At 45.7% G+C, this 17,354-nt stretch carries 16 protein-coding genes; 3 read left to right on the top strand and 13 right to left on the bottom strand.

The window, feature by feature from the left end:
* Window positions 1-366: 366 nt before the first annotated feature.
* The 6 genes from H9649_RS15510 to H9649_RS15485 form a co-directional block, all read right to left on the bottom strand.
* The gene (locus H9649_RS15510; RefSeq protein WP_225229937.1) at window positions 367-1,542 is read right to left on the bottom strand and encodes a M20 metallopeptidase family protein; all 1,176 of its coding nucleotides are present in this window, start codon (window positions 1,540-1,542) and stop codon (window positions 367-369) included.
* A gap of 19 nt (window positions 1,543-1,561) precedes the next feature.
* Window positions 1,562-2,983 carry a YfcC family protein gene (locus tag H9649_RS15505; RefSeq protein WP_191695803.1) on the bottom strand — a complete coding sequence of 474 codons (1,422 nt, stop codon included), beginning with the start codon at window positions 2,981-2,983 and terminating at the stop codon, window positions 1,562-1,564.
* Window positions 2,984-3,017: 34 nt separating this feature from the next.
* Window positions 3,018-4,616 carry a M20/M25/M40 family metallo-hydrolase gene (locus H9649_RS15500; RefSeq protein ID WP_191695802.1) on the bottom strand — a complete coding sequence of 533 codons (1,599 nt, stop codon included), beginning with the start codon at window positions 4,614-4,616 and terminating at the stop codon, window positions 3,018-3,020.
* 50 nt (window positions 4,617-4,666) lie between these two features.
* Window positions 4,667-6,091, bottom strand: coding sequence for an amino acid permease (locus tag H9649_RS15495; protein ID WP_191695801.1), 1,425 nt, complete (start codon window positions 6,089-6,091; stop codon window positions 4,667-4,669).
* Window positions 6,092-6,194: 103 nt separating this feature from the next.
* Window positions 6,195-6,956: a dimethylarginine dimethylaminohydrolase family protein gene (locus H9649_RS15490; protein ID WP_191695800.1), complete on the bottom strand. Its 762-nt coding sequence runs from the start codon at window positions 6,954-6,956 to the stop codon at window positions 6,195-6,197.
* A gap of 20 nt (window positions 6,957-6,976) precedes the next feature.
* On the bottom strand, window positions 6,977-7,831 hold the full coding sequence (locus H9649_RS15485; RefSeq protein ID WP_191695807.1) for a dimethylarginine dimethylaminohydrolase family protein: 855 nt from the start codon (window positions 7,829-7,831) through the stop codon (window positions 6,977-6,979).
* A gap of 193 nt (window positions 7,832-8,024) precedes the next feature.
* On the opposite strand from H9649_RS15485, the gene H9649_RS15480 reads away from it, so the two are divergent.
* Both H9649_RS15480 and H9649_RS15475 read left to right on the top strand, forming a co-directional pair.
* Window positions 8,025-8,768: an IclR family transcriptional regulator gene (locus H9649_RS15480; RefSeq protein ID WP_191695799.1), complete on the top strand. Its 744-nt coding sequence runs from the start codon at window positions 8,025-8,027 to the stop codon at window positions 8,766-8,768.
* A 608-nt stretch (window positions 8,769-9,376) separates the two neighbouring features.
* Window positions 9,377-10,222 (top strand): STAS domain-containing protein, encoded by an 846-nt coding sequence (locus tag H9649_RS15475; RefSeq protein ID WP_191695798.1) that lies wholly within the window; start codon window positions 9,377-9,379, stop codon window positions 10,220-10,222.
* Window positions 10,223-10,306: 84 nt separating this feature from the next.
* Here H9649_RS15475 and H9649_RS15470 read toward each other — a convergent pair whose 3' ends face one another.
* The 3 genes from H9649_RS15470 to H9649_RS15460 all read right to left on the bottom strand — a co-directional run bounded on the left by H9649_RS15470 (window position 10,307) and on the right by H9649_RS15460 (window position 13,389).
* Window positions 10,307-11,218 (bottom strand): nucleoside hydrolase, encoded by a 912-nt coding sequence (locus H9649_RS15470; RefSeq protein WP_191695797.1) that lies wholly within the window; start codon window positions 11,216-11,218, stop codon window positions 10,307-10,309.
* Entirely contained in the window at window positions 11,215-12,144 is a 930-nt protein-coding gene (gene rbsK, locus H9649_RS15465) for a ribokinase (protein ID WP_191695796.1), read from the bottom strand. The genes H9649_RS15470 and rbsK overlap by 4 nt, the downstream gene beginning before the upstream one ends.
* Window positions 12,145-12,288: 144 nt before the next feature.
* The gene (locus H9649_RS15460; protein ID WP_318241708.1) at window positions 12,289-13,389 is read right to left on the bottom strand and encodes a flavin monoamine oxidase family protein; all 1,101 of its coding nucleotides are present in this window, start codon (window positions 13,387-13,389) and stop codon (window positions 12,289-12,291) included.
* Between the two features lie 221 nt (window positions 13,390-13,610).
* Here H9649_RS15460 and H9649_RS15455 point away from each other — a divergent pair, with 221 nt between their 5' ends.
* On the top strand, window positions 13,611-13,877 hold the full coding sequence (locus H9649_RS15455; RefSeq protein WP_318241707.1) for a DUF2922 family protein: 267 nt from the start codon (window positions 13,611-13,613) through the stop codon (window positions 13,875-13,877).
* A 23-nt stretch (window positions 13,878-13,900) separates the two neighbouring features.
* On the opposite strand, the gene H9649_RS15450 is transcribed toward H9649_RS15455, so the two are convergent.
* From H9649_RS15450 to H9649_RS15435, 4 genes are all read right to left on the bottom strand, one after another.
* On the bottom strand, window positions 13,901-14,812 hold the full coding sequence (locus tag H9649_RS15450; protein WP_191695794.1) for a sensor histidine kinase: 912 nt from the start codon (window positions 14,810-14,812) through the stop codon (window positions 13,901-13,903).
* 16 nt (window positions 14,813-14,828) lie between these two features.
* Window positions 14,829-15,578 carry an ABC transporter permease gene (locus H9649_RS15445; RefSeq protein ID WP_191695793.1) on the bottom strand — a complete coding sequence of 250 codons (750 nt, stop codon included), beginning with the start codon at window positions 15,576-15,578 and terminating at the stop codon, window positions 14,829-14,831.
* Window positions 15,575-16,489 carry an ATP-binding cassette domain-containing protein gene (locus H9649_RS15440; RefSeq protein ID WP_191695792.1) on the bottom strand — a complete coding sequence of 305 codons (915 nt, stop codon included), beginning with the start codon at window positions 16,487-16,489 and terminating at the stop codon, window positions 15,575-15,577. The genes H9649_RS15445 and H9649_RS15440 overlap by 4 nt, the downstream gene beginning before the upstream one ends.
* A gap of 97 nt (window positions 16,490-16,586) precedes the next feature.
* Entirely contained in the window at window positions 16,587-17,267 is a 681-nt protein-coding gene (locus H9649_RS15435) for a response regulator transcription factor (RefSeq protein WP_191695791.1), read from the bottom strand.
* Window positions 17,268-17,354 lie beyond the last annotated feature (87 nt).

Here is a 17,354-nt window from a genome sequence, read left to right as displayed (position 1 = left end):
AGAAGATTTTGCGATTGTCAGTCCAATTAATAGAGAACATTTTATCAACAAAGTGAAAAAACAAGCAAAGTAAAATACATGTAAAAAAAAGGGAACTGGATCGTCTTAACATCCCTGTTCCCTTTTTTTATTTTTCCATAGTGAATGAGATGGTAAAAAAATAAATTAATTACCTTTTATGGAATCCATGCAACGCTAGTGGGTACCTCACTAGTGAAAAATGGCCATGGCAATTGTAGCGTATTAACTGAATTAAATCTGGCACAGGCACCCAACTCTAAAGCCGCTCCATGTTACCACGGAACGGCTCTTGTTTGTAGTTGCATGCAAGATTCCTATCGACTCTTCACATCCCGAATCTACGTATCACCCTTGGCAAAGCTCTTCGGCGATATTTACAAAATAACTCACACCATACTGTAATGCTTTTTCCTCAATCTTAAATTTAGGATGATGTAAAGGATAAGCAAGACCGAAGTCTTCGTTGTGAACGCCAATAAATTGCATGGAAGCTGGAACGACCTCTGAATAGGCGGCAAAATCTTCTGCCCCGAACATAGGCTCCGGCAAGTCGTGCACATTTTCCTTTCCGACTATTTTTGCCGCTGCTCGACGGGTAATCTCAGTCGCTTCCTCGTCATTGTGGACAGCCGCACAGCCAAGGTCCCACTTCACCTCTGCTGTCGCTCCATGAGTACTAGCAATCCCTTTGGCGACCTGCTCCAAAAACTCTCTTGCCTGCACGCGAACGACCGGATCGTGTGAGCGGATGGTCCCACCCAATGTAGCCTTTTCTTCTATGACATTCAATGAATTTCCGCAGTTGAACTTCGTAACAGTGATAACTGGTGCATTCAAAATGGGTAATTTACGAGACACAATCAGCTGAATATTCGTTACAACTTCCGCCCCAATAATCAGTGGGTCAATCGTAAGTTCCGGGGTGGATGCATGTCCTCCTCGACCTTTTATTGTAATCTCAAAGTCATCGCCTGCTGCATTCATTTTGCCAGCGCGCATTGAGAAAGTCCCGGCATTTTCATACGGATAGACATGTAGCGCAAACACGTAGTCCACATCTTTCATAACTCCGTGCTCAACAAGCTCCATCGCTCCTCCAGGCGTCACTTCCTCTGCATGCTGGAAAATGAAACGGATTTCCCCACTGAATTCATCTCGCCGATTCGATAATGCTTTTGCAGCTCCAAGCAGCATTGCCGCGTGCGCATCATGGCCACAGGCGTGCATGACGCCGGGTGTGTTTGATTTGAAATCGACATCCGCTTCTTCCTGGATGGGTAGTGCATCGATATCTGCGCGGAACGCAATCGTGCGCGGCTTTGCACCAGCCCGCTTTCCGCCTTTCAGTACAGCATACACGCTCGTCTTTGTAGGCCTAGTGACAGTCAGCCCCGGAAATGTCGAGACCGTCTCATAAATATAATCAGACGTTTTGTATTCATGATAAGATAGTTCCGCATTTTCATGTAAATGTCGTCGCCATGCAATAACTTCTTTTTGTAATTCATCCTGGATTGTCAATGTGACAACCTCCTCTCAATTAAAACGGACCATAGTTGATCGTTTGTGCAATTATGATGAAAATGATAGCAATTCCAACTTGCAGTAAGAAATAGGGAAAGACCCACTTCAACCATTTTGTAAACGGAATTCCTGCAATTGCAAGTCCCGCCAACAACACGCCGCTCGTCGGAATGACCATATTCGAAATGCCATCCCCCATCTGGAAGGCAAACACCGCTGTTTGTCTCGAAACGCCAATCATATCAGCAAGCGGCGTCATGAGTGGCATCGTCAATGCTGCCTGACCACTCCCGGACGGAACAATGAAGTTAATGAACAACTGCATGATGAACATCCCAACAGCATTGATGGAAGCAGGCAACTGTCCGACTAGCCCGGCTGCATAATAAAGAATTGTATCGAGCAGTCCACCATCTTTTGTTACGACCAGTATGGTTTGTGCAATTCCGATTATCAACGCGCCGGCAACCATTTCGCGTGCTCCTGAGACGAAGCCATCCGCCATTTTGTTCGGTCGTATCCCGCCAATGATCCCCATAATAATCGCGCTCAACAGGAAAATTCCTCCTATCTCGCTAATGTACCATCCAAACTTAATGACCCCAACAATTAATGCAATGAAATTTCCGAGCAGAACAAGCAATGCGAAGAAATGTCTTCGACTCATCTTGAACGTCAAGTCAATTTCCGGTTGTTCATTCGGATTAAACTTACCGTATACGCCGAGTTCGGGATTCTTCTTCACTTTTGAAGCATGTCTATAAATATAAATCACTGTAAGAAGATAGAACACGATGAAAATCGCGATTCGCAATCCCATCCCCGAATAGATCGGTAGCTCTGCAATACTTTGGGCAACCGCCACGTTAAACGGATTCGTGATCCCCGTCACAAACCCCGTTGCGAGTGTTCCAAGCATAACAATCGCAAAACCGGTCAATGCGTCCATCCGTAGTGCCATCGTCAACGGCACGATGATGGCGATGTAAACTAGTGTATCCTCTGCTGATCCGATCAATGTCCCTAACAAGGCAAAGATTAACACAAGCACAGGAATGAGTATGGCCTCCCGCTTCCCAAAACGCGCAGCGACGACTTTGATGAACGAATCGATTGCTCCAGTAGCCTGCATGATCCCAAGCGCCCCACCAAATAAAAATACAAACAGAATGATATGCGCACCTTCCATTAACCCTAAATGCACACTATTGAACATTTGAAGGAAACCGACAGGCGTATTGTCTACAAATTGAAATGACGCTGCGTCAACAAGCGTTCTTCCATCCTTTTCAACCCGATCGAAATGCCCGGCCGGCACGATATACGTTAAGACCGTCATGATAGCTATTACGAGAAACATCAGCACAAATGCATTAATCCCTTTTTCCGGTGTTTCTTGTTCTTCATGGTTCACATAGTCTTTAATAGGTTTCGTCATTGTTTTCCCCCCAGGGTAATTGAGTCATTTACTATCAGAACATGCTTTTAACCAATGTTTCCAAAATGACCGGCATCTCTTTGAATGCGCTATCCACATGCAGCCGCTCCGTTTTCTGATGTGCATCTTTTCCGAACGGGCCCACATTCAAGACGGGTGCCTGCAACTCGGACATCGCCTCAAATGGGATGCTGTACGTTTCACCATAAACAGGCGTATTGTTTTCAAACGCCGTCCATCCGTGTGCATCATCGGAGTAGTTCACATAACTTAAATCGCAAATTCCGTTGAAATAATGAATTTGATTCACCGTCAAGTCGAACGTACTTGCAGTTTGCTGTACTAATTTAATCGCTTGATCGACGAGCGGAGAATCTGACGAATTGATGGCCGGATAATACGGAGGCGCATAGAGCAGAACAGTTGCCGGAGCAAGTTCCTGACACTGGATCATCAGATTATCCACAATGCGAAGCGATTTTTCCCGATCATCCCATTCCTCGTTCTGGAGTGCTTCTTGCTTATGCCGATTCACTTCCTCCACGCCTAGTTTGTTCAAAGCATATGACAACAGTTCCTCATATCGCAGCACTTTTACATCCCCAACACCCTTCAATTGCTCCCGTTCGCATACTGCCTTGTAATGCGCATTGCATTCCGCCATCGCAACACTTGCAACTTCCGCGAAAATATCCATCACTTCAGCAGCCGTCCGCTTGAATAAGAACACATTGTAAAGGGCCGCCGCACGGTAAGGTGTTTGGGTCGAGTATTGCGTCTTCAAATCCTTTTGTTGCAATGAAACCGGCAGCGGCGTGCTCTCCCCTCGATCTGTTTCCCGAAATCGTTCATTCCATTCCATTTTTTGTGTCAAAAACGAAGCGATATAGTTCGCCGTCATCCCTCGGAGTGGTTCTCCGACATGTGTCTCTTTACCATAGAACAATGCAGCCGGCATGATTTTCCCAATCGTTCCCGAATAGATGTATTCTTTATTGTCTGCTGGACCTTGAGAAAAAGAAGGTTCACCATTCAAAAACAATTTGTACGTCAAGCCATACTCTTCCCGAAGACGGACGAGCTCCGTAACGACGGTACGCATCCCTGCAGAGTTGACCTCTTCATCTGGAACAGTCGTCAACACGAGGTTGATCGGCCATTTTTCCTTGCTCGCTTTCTCGATCAGTTGCATATGTAGCGCGAGACCCATCTTCATATCCATCGTGCCGCGGCCGAATAAGTAATTTCCAGATTCAAGATCCTCTCTCGCTTCTACAGATAAATCCTCTTTATGGTCGTGCAGCTTCTTCGTCAACTCTTCCGGATGAAAAGCAAGCGGCTCCAACACACCATATTCCTCGGTCTGAACCGTATCAAAATGGCTGATCAGCACAATCGTTTCCGTTGCTTCGGCATGCTTGTACAATGCTGTGACAGCACTTCGGCCTAATCCTGCATCATGCATAGCCAAATGTTCAGGATAATCGCGGAAGTAGTCGAGCTCGCCTAGCTTCGCCATCACTTTCGGTGCGAAAAATCGCTCTCCTTCTGTCAATGTTCGACTATCCCAACTGACAAGTTCACATAACAAAGCACGTAGGTTCTCAGATGTCGCCCATAAAGATTCTTTCATTGTTCCCAATCTCCTCTTCCAGTGCCAGGCACTTTATATAATGTAATTCCTTATTTCGTTTCAGGCTCAAGCTCCGATGCTCCAGCACTCACAGGAGGCTTCTTTGACAATTTAAATTTATAGAACAACATACAAGCGATGAAAAAGCCGACGCCGTATAGTAATCCGATCCGTTGTGTAGGATCACTTGCAAGGAAGCCGAGTACAGCTAAACAGAAGACAATACAGAAAATCGGAAGCCAAGGATAAAAGCGGACTCGGTACTCCAGTTCTTCTATTTTCCCGCCTCCTTTAATGTACCGATAACGGAACATTAATTGGGACGTTGCAATACCCATCCATGAAATCGTGACCGCGATTCCAGCAATCGACATGAGCAGCACGAACACTGTATCGGCTTCCATCACACTTGTTAACAGCGATAGCAAAGAGAAGAACATCGTGAAGATCAACGCATTGAGCGGCACTTTGTTTTTCGTCAAGCGACCGAACAGCTTAGGTGCCATCCCTTCATTCGCCATCGACCAAAGCAAGCGTGTGGATGCGTATAAACAAGAGTTACCTACCGATAAAATCGCAGTTAGGATAATGAAGTTCATGATGCCTGCCGCATAGGGAACACCCGCCAATTTCATCAATGTGACAAATGGACTTTCCATCAGCCCTAACTCAGATGACGGAAAAATCGCAGACAACACGACGATGGATGCAATATAAAAAACGATGATACGGAACAATATTGTCCGAATGGCTTTCGGAATGTTCTTTTTCGGATTCTCCGTCTCCCCAGCCGCGATTCCAACGAGTTCAGAACCTTGGTAAGAAAAAATGACATTCATCATCGTCACGAATACAATGACAATCCCTGCTGGAAACATGTTGCTAGGCGCCAAATTAGAGAAATGCGGCGCCACACGGTCTTGCAGCGGTATCCACCCGAATATTGCAAGTGCTCCGATTACGATGAAAGCGATTACAGCAAGGACTTTTATACCTGCAAACCAAAACTCCGCTTCCGCAAAACCTTTTGTTGTGAGCGCATTCAAAAAGAACAACAACGCCATGAATACGGCACACCACACCCAAACCGATATATCAGGAAACCAATGTTTCATGAGAATTCCTGCAGCTGTGAACTCGACTCCCGCCGTAGCAGCCGAACCAACAAAGTATATCCAACCGAGTGAAAACCCTGCCGAAGGACTTATATAGCGAGTTGCATACGTTTGGAATGATCCAGTCACCGGCATATGGACGGCAAGTTCCCCCAAACAAGTCATCACCATATATAAAATTAATCCACCAATCAAGTACCCGACAAGCGCTCCTCCAGGGCCAGCTTGATTGATCGTATAGCCGACATTCAAAAACAATCCGGTTCCAATCACACCTCCAAGAGACAGCATGAGCAAGTGACGGCTTTTCATCGAACGATTCAATTGCGGCGTATGTGCTTGTTCCCCTACTTTCTTCATACCATCCACTCTCCCATTACCTCTGAATAAAAATAAGATTCAGTCTTCTTTAATTTGAAAGTATCCCCGATAAATTCTTTTTAAATTAATCGGGGATTTCTCATTAGAAACGTAAAGACAAGCAGCTTAGACCACCATCATGTTTTTGAAACTCCGACATTTCAAGCTCAATCGTTTGCAGGCCGGCTTCATTTAATTGACGTTTTGTTGCTTCGTAGCCTTTTGGAATGATGACATAATCATTCACTTGAATGCAGTTCGCTGAATACTCATCTTCTTTACTGACGATGATTTTTTCATATGAATCAAAAGCAGGATGGTCCACGAACTCACCAGCAAGTACCATCCGATTCTCTCCCACATAAGCGATGCCCGTCTTTAAATGGAAGAATTCTTTCAACGGAATAATGTCCGCTTCATATCCTTCTTTCTCAAGGATTCCCTTTAGCTGACGTGCACCTTCTTCATTCGTCCGTTCAGAAATTCCGATATAAAAGTGGTCTTCTGCTTGGAGTACATCTCCTCCGTCCACTGTTCCGGTTCCTTCGATAAAGTAGATTTTGTCATAGAACTTCCGAATGGCAGGCTCCATGTCTTCGATTTCACGATTACGGGAAGCAGCTCCGGGATTACAAATAACAGCGAAATCTGAAGTGAGGACTGCCGTATCTTCAACGAACGTGGAATCCGGGAACGCTTCATTCGCAGGCAAATGGGTCACGTTGACGCCACATTGTTTCAAAGCTTCCACATAAGCCTTATGCTGTTCGAGCAAAACATTGTAAATCGGCTCCCCTAAATCCGATGTCGTTAGTCCATTTAAATAGCTCTTACCTGGTGTTTTTACGATGACATTTGTAAACATTTGAAATCTCTCCTTTTTATTTAGGTTCTAACAACTGGACAGGTGAGACACGTCGGTCCCCCCGTGCCTAAAACGCTTATTTCATCGCCCTTATACTCGTAAACCGTTGCACCGGCTTTCTCTAATTGCTCCTTTGTGGAAACGTTTCCAATTGGGAGCATACAGACGCGTGGTGCCAATGCCAACACATTGCAGCCTAGCTTGTCGTACTCCTCATTCGGAACCTCGATGAGCTGAATCCCTCTATCGATCAACAACTGACGGAAAAACACAGGCATCAATCTAGAGTGAACAACTGCCAAGTCTTGGTCCACCATACTGATGAAAGACATTAAATGCAGACACTCCGCTTCACCTAAATCATGTGGCAATTGTACAACGATGAACTCGTCCACCATATGAGCAGTCATTTCTTTTAATTGGCGGATGGCTTCATCATTTGTCCGGTATCCTCTTCCAACCACAAGTGTCCGTTCATCCAGCCAGACGATATCACCGCCATCCGAAACAGCATCACCTGTTAACTCGCCGATGATCGGAATACCTTTCTCTTTCAAAAACTGCTTATAGGCAGCAGCTTCCGGTTGCCGCAGCTCTTTTCCTGATTTTAAAATGATGGCCCCAACAGGTGTGAACTTTACCGGGTCATGGGCATATAAAGAATCCAAACCGACATCGTCCGACTGCGGTAAATAATCAATTTGTTCAACATGCTTGCTCAGAATGTCAATGAATCTGTCATACTCTTTGACCGCTTCTTCAAAATTAGGTTCAGCTAAATAGTTGAAGGTACGCCATTCACTCGCCAGATGCGACTGATTACGGAATGCATCGTTCGGATGCTTCACAATTACGTGTTTCAAAGATCTATACATTGAAGAACAATACGTCAATTTAACTCCTCCTTTTCCACTGAACGGAAAGCGTTTCCGTTGTCAGGAAATTTAATAGATTAAATATATTGCTATTATGGTAAAATGTCAATAAGGTTGAAGAAAGTAATCTATTTTTTTTTACAACAAAAAATCTATCGATCCTAATCGACTTACTCAAGGGAGGAAAATTTCTGTGCAAACCATTGATCGCGCGATGCTCATTGCAAATTTATTAGCAACTCAAACTACTGATACAGGATTATCCATTTCGGAGCTTTCCGAAAAACTGCATCTTCCACTCAGCACCCTACATCGAATCCTAAAAGCGATGATTAAACAAAGAATGGTAGAGCAAGATCCTAAAACGAAACTATATCGGCTCGGCACCATTTGGCTGGAGTACGGCCTGCAAGTATATGACTCGATGGATTACGTGAATACAATCCGAGTGGAGCTCGACCAGCTTTCAAGGGAAGTGGAAGAAAGCGTCTATTTAAGCAAACCAGCAGAAATGGACGCCATCATTATCGAAAGAATTGATAATGAAAAAAACCAAATCCGTATTTACGATCAACTCGGGATTCGGATTCCTTTACACATTGGCGCAGCGAACAAAGTGATGCTAGCCGCCTTCCCGAAAGATAAAACGCGAGCTATTTTAAAAAGACTCATTCAAGAACAAGAGATCCCTGAATTTGAAATGAAATTAAAAGAAATAAGAAAACAAGGATACGCAGAAAGTCACGGGGAACGAACAGAAGGAACCTCCTCCATAGCCGTCTCGATCGTGAACGGATTCGGGGAAGTCGTCGGCGCGGTCAGCATCGGCTTCGCCAGCTTCCACATGACCGAAGAACGCCTCGCCTCTTTGCGAGAGCGATTACTCGAAACAGGAGCGCGCATCTCAAAAAAACTGGGACATCGTTCGGGTTATTAACGTAGTGAGTGATGATTTGCGGAAGACGCCGAGAAAAATGATCACGCGTACTTACAGGTATACGACGTAAAAGGAAGCCGAAGTTACTTGGCTTCCTTTTTACAATTGTCGCTATTAAGCAATGCTGCTTGTTTTCCCGATATGCCGAATCATAATCTTCACGGTACCTGTGCCAGAAACATTTACGTCAAGGTTTTTTCAGAAGTAAATATAAAAAAAAGAGAACTTTAATAGTTATCTCTTATAATCCATCTGACCAAACAACTCTTCAACAGTTTTCACTTTACGATATGGGGCAATCTCACCATAGACCCTGATGAAAGAGTGACTGGCACCTGAACTAATTTTCTTTAGTCCATTTTCCTATCCTATGAATATTCTTTTCACAAAAGTTTGTTATAATGACTATAGACATATTAATCAGTAGAACTCTGTAATTTTTAGCAACAATGTATAGCTCGATCCTTATCGGAAGATCGTGCTTCTTTTGTTGAAATGAATGTAGAGTAAGGCATCAAAACTTTCTTTCACTATTTTTTTACAGAAGTCTATTGACTGCAATGTGTAATAGGAAATTTAAATAGATAACGATTGAAGGGCATGAGCATATGATGAATGAAATGGAACTAATTGGAATGAATCTATTGGAAGAAAAGACGAATATTGCACATAAAATTCATGAAGTGCGATTATCAGAGGTTCCGGAGGATCAAAGACAAGAAATCCCTACTCAAATCGAAGAGGAAATCGTCAATATGAGAGCAAACTTCGTAGGTCTCTTCGGAGAATTCCTGGTCAGCCCCGAAAAGAGAGATATGGCCTATGAGCTGATCGAAAAATGGGCGGCTCAAACTTCCGAGTATGTATTTAAACTTTGCGTACCACTAGATGAAGCCTTGAAAGATACGGTGCTGTATCGAACATATATCAATGAAGAAATTGAGAAGATGGTGTTGACACATGATATGTCGGTAAAATCGTTGTTAGCAACTTCCAAAATCATAGATCCATTGCTGGATTATGCTGTTTACTGTTTCAGCTTGACCTTTGTCAACTTCTACACAGTCAGTATCGATAGTGCAAAAAAAGCATTTATTGAGTTATCTGTTCCGATTGTTTCAATTTCGGATGATATCGCCATCCTGCCATTGATCGGAGATATTGATACTGAACGGGCATTAATGTTGATGGACAACACGACAAAAGAAGCAGCAAGATTGAAGATTTCTTACTTAATACTCGATTTGTCAGGGGTTGCGATTGTCGATACGATGGTGGCACATCATATCTTCAATTTGAGTTCCACCTTAAAATTGTTAGGAGTAAAAACAATCTTAACCGGTGTGAGACCTGAAGTGGCTCAGACTGCTGTAAGCCTAGGCTTGGACTTTAGGGATCAAATTACAAAAGGTACCTTGCAACAGGCACTAGCAGAACTTCAGATTATTTCTTGAAAAAAGTACCAGGTTCTAGAATAATTATGAATTCATTGAGAACCTGGTACTCAAAATTTATCTACTCCATATAAGGTTCTGCCCTTATAAAACACGACCAACGAAGTGGTGTAAGAATGCTTCCGCTTGAACGTCCGTACATACGAAGACTTTCGGTTCGCCCACTGAAGAAGCGACCGTCCTCCCCGTCTCATCCCCTTCCACTATCACCTCTATGTGCCATGCTTCTCTCTTCACGAAATCAGGATCGATCGCAACACCTACCGCCAACGGATCGTGCAAGGCGCAGCCCCCAATGCCCGGTTGAAAAGTTTCATAAGCGTTCATATAAAAACCGGTCATGTCCGCAAAGAACCGGGCTTTCTCTGTCCCTCTCGCCCGCCAATCCGCTACGACCGCTTCAGGCAACAGCGTCTTCATCGTCACATCCAGACCGACAACGGTAATCGGAAGTCCGGACGCAAACACCAATGCAGCAGCTTCTGGATCCGTATAAATATTCGCTTCACTATACGGCGTGACATTCCCAGGGACGAAAACAGCCCCTCCCATAATGATGACCTCTTTAAAAAGAGGGATGATTTCAGGAGCCTTCAGGATCGCCTTTGCAAGATTCGTAAGCGGTCCTACCGGAATCAGCGTAATGTCATTCGGCCGCTGTTTCACTTGGCGGATGATAAAATCTACCGCATTCTCGTCTTCCGCTTTCCCAAGCGGCTCATTCGTCGGACAATCGCCAAGCCCGTCCTCTCCATGGACATGGGTCGGAATGTCCCTTGTCTCGCGCTTAAGCGGCTTATCGGCACCTTTATAGACAGGCACGGACTTCCCTGCCATTTCTACAATAGCAAGTGTATTCCGTGTCGTTTTCTCAATCGTGTTATTCCCAAAGCACGTCGTTAACCCGATCACATCCAACTCAGGTGACTGCAATGCATATGTAATCGCCAATGCATCATCGATCCCTGTATCCACGTCCAAAATCACTCGTTTCATTCGATATTCCTCCCTTTCGCATTTCGTACATTAAGTGTCCTTAAAAACCCTTCGACTTCTTCCATCGTTGGCATCCCTGCCTGAGCACCAAACTTCGTCACCGAAATGGCCCCGACAACATTGGCAAACCGGCAAGCTTCCTCGACACTTTTCCCTTGGCACAATGCAAAAGCCAATGCACCGTTGAAGGAATCCCCAGCACCTGTCGTATCCACCGCTTCCACCTCAACGCCCGGAATCAAGATCTCTTCACCATTTTGATAAAGCATAACCCCTTTGGAACCTTTCGTCACAATGCACTTTTCTTTCAAGCGCTCCAATTGCTTCACGCTTCCGTCCGTCGAAGCGAACAAGAGGGTCTGTTCGTGTTCATTGGGCGTCAAATAATCCACCATCTCCAGCAACTCCATCGGGAGAGGCTGAATCGGAGCCGGATTCAAGATTGTGCGGATGTTATGTTTCTTTGCCAGTTGTACAGCACGGATGACACTGTCGAGCGGGATTTCCAATTGCACGAGCAGCATGTCGCTGTTCTTCAGGACTTCTTCCTGTGCCTCGATGACAGCAGGCGTGATCGAGTGATTCGCACCAGGTACGACAATAATGCTATTGTCTCCGTCAGACACCGTGATGGCGGCGATTCCTGTTGAGCAACCTTCCACTATCCTAATAGCATCTGTCCCGATGCCCTGCTGCTTCAAATTATTCATTGCCGCCTCGCCAAACGCATCATCACCTACCGCACCGACCATCGTCACCTCCGCACCAAGACGGGCCGCCGCCATGGCCTGATTTGCGCCCTTTCCACCCGGCGTCGTATGGAACGCATCACCGATCACCGTCTCCCCTACTGCCGGAATCCGGTTCGTGCTCGTCACTAAATCCATGTTCATGCTGCCAACCACAATTATTTTACTTGCTGCCATAAGATTTTCAGCTCCTTTAATGCGGTGCCTGTCACCCAAACATTCACGTTAACTAGAACAAACTTGAATGTTATAACTTTCATGAATGAATGAGTGACTGTCACTAAGAATTGACTAGATCGTGCGTGGCACAGGCACCTGGGACTAACAGATTCTTTTAAGCATATTATGTACCGCGCGTTCTGCTGAACAAAGGGCGCCTTCGAGATGTCCTCCATGTGAAGAGGTTTCCGTGCCGGCAAAGAACAATTTACTTTTCCAAATGCCGGCATCTTCCGGCTGACCATACACAGGAAAATCGGTAAGCGGTTTGGCGTCCTCAAGTACTGATGTATCCATGTCCCGTGACCAGTCTTTAAAAAGAAGTGCAACCGGTCGCTCTGCAGGAGACCCGAACAACTTTGCCAATTGAGCAATCACAAGCTCACGAATCCTTTCCTCTCTCAACTGCTTACGATCAATTGCCGTCAGCCCGAAAAACCCGAAAAGAGCTCCGCTGCCTGCCCCGGGTGAAGCGTCATGGATTTCCTGCAATGGACCAGCCCAACTCGTCACTTGTCCGGAAAGACCCACATCCCGCCAAAAGGGTTGCTCATAGACTGCGATCGCTTTTGCCTGTCCAGCCATCCAAGTCGGCTTGGCGGTTAGGCTTATCATCAAATCATTGGGAAGCGGCGGTGTAAATATGATTCCTCTCGCAACGATGCGGGGCGGCAGTGCCAAGATGACAGCTCGTGCCTGTAGACTTTCCTTCCCTTCTCCTGCATGTTCGACATCCAGAGAGACCATTCCTTCCTCGTCCATATGGATTGCGGTCACTCGCCGATTGAGTTGGATAACGCCATCCGGCAAACCGTCTGCTATCGCGTCAATTAAAGACTGCACTCCTCCAACAAAGCGCATCGATTTCGCAACAGTCCCCTCCGTCAGCATATGACGCTGTGCAGGCTGATCTGCAGATTGCTCGAAAAGCAGTGCCCCGTTGGTATGCTGCTCGAATGTCCGCAGCCCAAGTTCCTTGACCAATGCAGCGATAACGGGCTCATGCTCCGGCCAAAACCACGTCGGCCCGAGGTCAAATTTCCCTAACTCGGGACGATCTGCAATCGGCTCGCTCAACACCCTCCCGCCAATCCGCCCCCGCGCTTCAAGAACGACGTACTCGATCCCTTTAGCACTTAATACGGAAGCAGCATGAAGGCCGCTTAACCCTGCCCCGATAATTATTACGGGATTATTCATCATCTCCACACCACCAATTCGATATTTGTGTACCAGAACTTTGCCTATTCACTACAATGTAATATTCTTTTTCATGAATCCTATTAGGTCGAGGTAATTATAGTGATCCTTTCTTCAAGTAACTAGATTGTAAAACGTTAATTCAGGCAATTTGGATATGAATACAGCATTATTTTAGAAATACTGATTTTGCAACATACCTATTACATCTTAATGCAATTGTAGTGGATTGTCCGAATCCAACTATGCACAAGGCACAGCTCGAAGCAACTATGCAAGGAATTATCGATTCGCAAGTAGTTCAAGTCGAAGGCTCCATTCTTGCAACTGTAAAAGGCGCTCGCGTTATCGAATATACTTTTGAAGTTCTTGTAAAAGTATATATTCAAAAGGCTCTCCAGCCAGACTGGGGAGCCTTTGCGGTGCCTGGCACTCAAACATTCACGTTAACTAAAACAAACATGAATGTTACAACTTTCACGATTGAATGAGTGACTGTCACCCTCACAGTCATCTACGATCCCCATTTCTTGAATAAAACAGCCAAGGTGAATGTATCACCATCCACTTCAGCAACCGCCTGCCCTCCCAAATTCCCGATGAGCTGTCGGACGATATGCAAGCCGAGTCCGAGCTGCCCGTCCGATCGGCTGCCGTCCATCCGGAACGTCCTGTCGAAAATCCGTTCGATCTGCGCAACATCCATGGACTCAAAATCATTTGTCACTTGCAGGCCAATATTGGCCCCTTCTTCTGACAGCTGGATCGTCACCGTGCTTTTACTGTAGGTGAGGGCATTTTGGATGATGTTGGCGACGATCCGGCTCACAGCCTTCTGATCCGCCAATATAGGCAGACCCTCACTTTCATCGAAATGAACCTCTAATTGCTTCTTTTCAAACTCATCATAGAACGATAGGAGGACATCGATGACCGTTTGATTCAAATCCACTTTCTCAATCACTAGATGCTGGTCCGATGAATTCAGCTGCGACAATTCATAAAACAGATCCACGATGTCAATCAAATGATCGATTTTCTTCTGGACAACCGCCAAGTATTCCTTCTTTTCACTATCCGTCAAGGAAGTATCCGACAACAGTTCCGAAAATCCTTTCATCGATGTCAAAGGTGTACGGAAGTCATGCGAAATGTTCGTGATTTCCTGTTTTAAATTCTTCTCCCGCGCAACTCCCCGCTGCTGGTCCTGTTTGAACACAGAGATGAGTTTGTTGATGTTGGCAGCGAATTTGGACAAGCTTCGGTTATGCGTGCTCGTCCGTACAATTTCATTCGTCCCGAAGTTCTCGATAATCCCGTCAAGCTGTCTCGTCATCGTGCGTATGTCGTAGCGCAGAAGCAGATAGAAGATGGAGACAATGAGCAGAAGTCCTATAAGGATTGCGATGATTAGCCAGCTGCCCATATGTCTTCATCCTCCTTCAGTCAATTGGTTTTTTCGAGAATTGTATAATTCCGATGACGATCGCCGCTGCCGCCAACAACCCGCCCGTCAAAAAGTACGGATAACCGATTTGCGCCGTCTTGTCCATGAATCCCATCAGATTCCGACCCATCAGTGTATCAGGTGCATACTCATACAACTTTTTAAAGAAGGGGAACTTCTTCGCTACCACCCATAAAAGGTTGCCGGCAAAGCCGTAAATGCCGAGCAGGATCACCAATATATACACGTCACCCATGTTCAACAACTTCAGCGTATGAATCAGCAGAAACGCGCTAAGAATGATTGGCACCATATTTGCCACTGCCGCCAACAGATTGCTGATCGATCCACTTTCGCTAGCCAGAAATGTTTCCCCGATGCCGATCAAGAGACTAAGTCCGATGATGCAAAGGACGAGGAAATAAATGAATGTGAGAATCAGCTTGGACCAGTACACCGTCTTCCTCTTAATCCCAAACGAAATCGTGTTCTTCAATACCGTGGTATCTTTGCCGGTTAAGCTGAAATTGACGATGAACGCTACCAAAATGATGAGCCCTGCACCGCCAAGCACATTCGAATAATAGAAATTGGACGTGGCGTACGGGAACGTAGGGTCAGTCTTTCCGAAATAAGCGAGCACCGCTCCGGCCGCACTGATGAGCAACAGGCAGACAAGACTCGTCAGATGCAATGATTTCTTCCGCAGCATCCTGTACTGTTCACTCTTTAAATAATTGATCATATCGCTGCACCTCCGACCAATTCTAAAAAGTACTCTTCCAAGTTCCGAGCCTCCGCGCGGAATTCCATGACGGTTACGCCGTTCATCGTAAACAGGCGGTTGATCTCCCCGCCGTCCTCAATGTGACCATCGATGGTGATCACTTGATCCGGCAACACCTTATAGGAAATTGCAGGATAGTTCTGCTCCAACAGACGTACAGCTTTTGCCGCATCATCCACCGTCACAATGAGCTGTTTCCGGCTTTTCTCCTGCAACGCCTCTTTCGAAATATCTTCCACGACTGCGCCGTCCTTCAGAAATACAAACCGCGTCGCCAATAAATGCAGTTCGGTCAGAATATGGCTTGAAATGAAAATCGTGATTTGTTTCTCTTCATTCAGCCTGATCAGCAAGTTGCGAATTTCACGAATGCCTTCCGCGTCCAAGCCATTGATCGGCTCATCCAGCACTAAGCAGTCCGGACTGCTGAGCAGACAGAGGGCGAGGCCCAATCGTTGCTTCATCCCCATCGAATACTCTTTAAACCGCTTCCTCTTCTCGTTCGCCAACCCGACAATCGCCAATACCTCGGCAATCCGGTTCTTTTCCACGATGCCCCGCTGAAGCACATAATACTTTAAATTTTGCTCGGCTGTGAAGTCGGGAAAGAAAGCTGGCGTCTCGATCAAGAACCCCATACGCCGCCTCGCATCCTCCTTGTCCTGTTCGATTTTCCCGAATAACCGGATTTCACCCGACGTCGGAATTAACTGGCCCGACAGCATTTTAAAGATTGTCGATTTCCCCGCTCCGTTCTGGCCAATTAATGCACAAATCTCTCCCTTAAACAACGAGAAGTGGAACGGTTTGATTACATTCGTCCCTTTGAAACTTTTCGTCAGCTGTGCTGTTTGAATGACTGTCTCCATATTAGTAACCCCTTTTCAAAAGTAGTTCGTACCTATATGGTAACGCAGCCCTCTTTAACATCCTGTAAGCCAAACATAAAGAATTCATAAAGATGCCTTACACTAACATAAAGCCGACGCCCCAAACGGTTTTTATGTATTCCTCGGTTGTGTATTCAGCCAGTTTCCGGCGCAGGTTCGACATATGTACGCTGATCGTATTGTCATCGCCATAGTACGTGTCTTTCCAAATACTTTCATAGATTTCCCTTTTCGAAAAGGCGCGCTCAGGCTGACGCATCAATAAATACAGGATGTCAAACTCTGCATTCGTCATTTGAAGCAGCTGGCCCGACAGGCAAACTGACCTCTTTTCCGTATGCAGCTGCAGATTCCGCCAAACGTGTTCCACCGGCTTTTGCGAAGACGGACCCGCTTTCCTCAACTGCACGTCCACCCTCGCTACCACTTCCTGCTGATGAAACGGCTTCGTAATATAATCATCCGCACCCATTTTCAGGACGTTCACCTTATCATCCACATCCGTCTTCGCTGAAATGACAATAATCGGAATGGCGCTCTCCTTGCGAATCTCCCCGATCAGCTCCTCGCCAATCTTACCCGGAAGCATCAAATCCAACAAAATCAAATCGAACGTGTCCATCTGCAGCTGAAGCAGCCCTTCCGTCCCTGAATACGCCTGCACAGTTTCAACCGTCTTGCCCGTCAGCATAATCCGCAAAAGCTTATTGATCTCCGGATCATCTTCTATAATTAAAATCCTCTTTTTTTCCTCCATTATGCTCACCTGTCTATTCTGAGTACTGTCTATTCAGTATACATAATTTCTGTCAGTCCAAAAAAGGTACCTGTGCAAGAAACATTC

The organism is Sporosarcina quadrami, assembly GCF_014836615.1.
In the GTDB taxonomy this organism is placed as follows: domain Bacteria; phylum Bacillota; class Bacilli; order Bacillales_A; family Planococcaceae; genus Sporosarcina; species Sporosarcina quadrami.
This window is presented reverse-complemented; position numbering and strand designations above follow the sequence as displayed.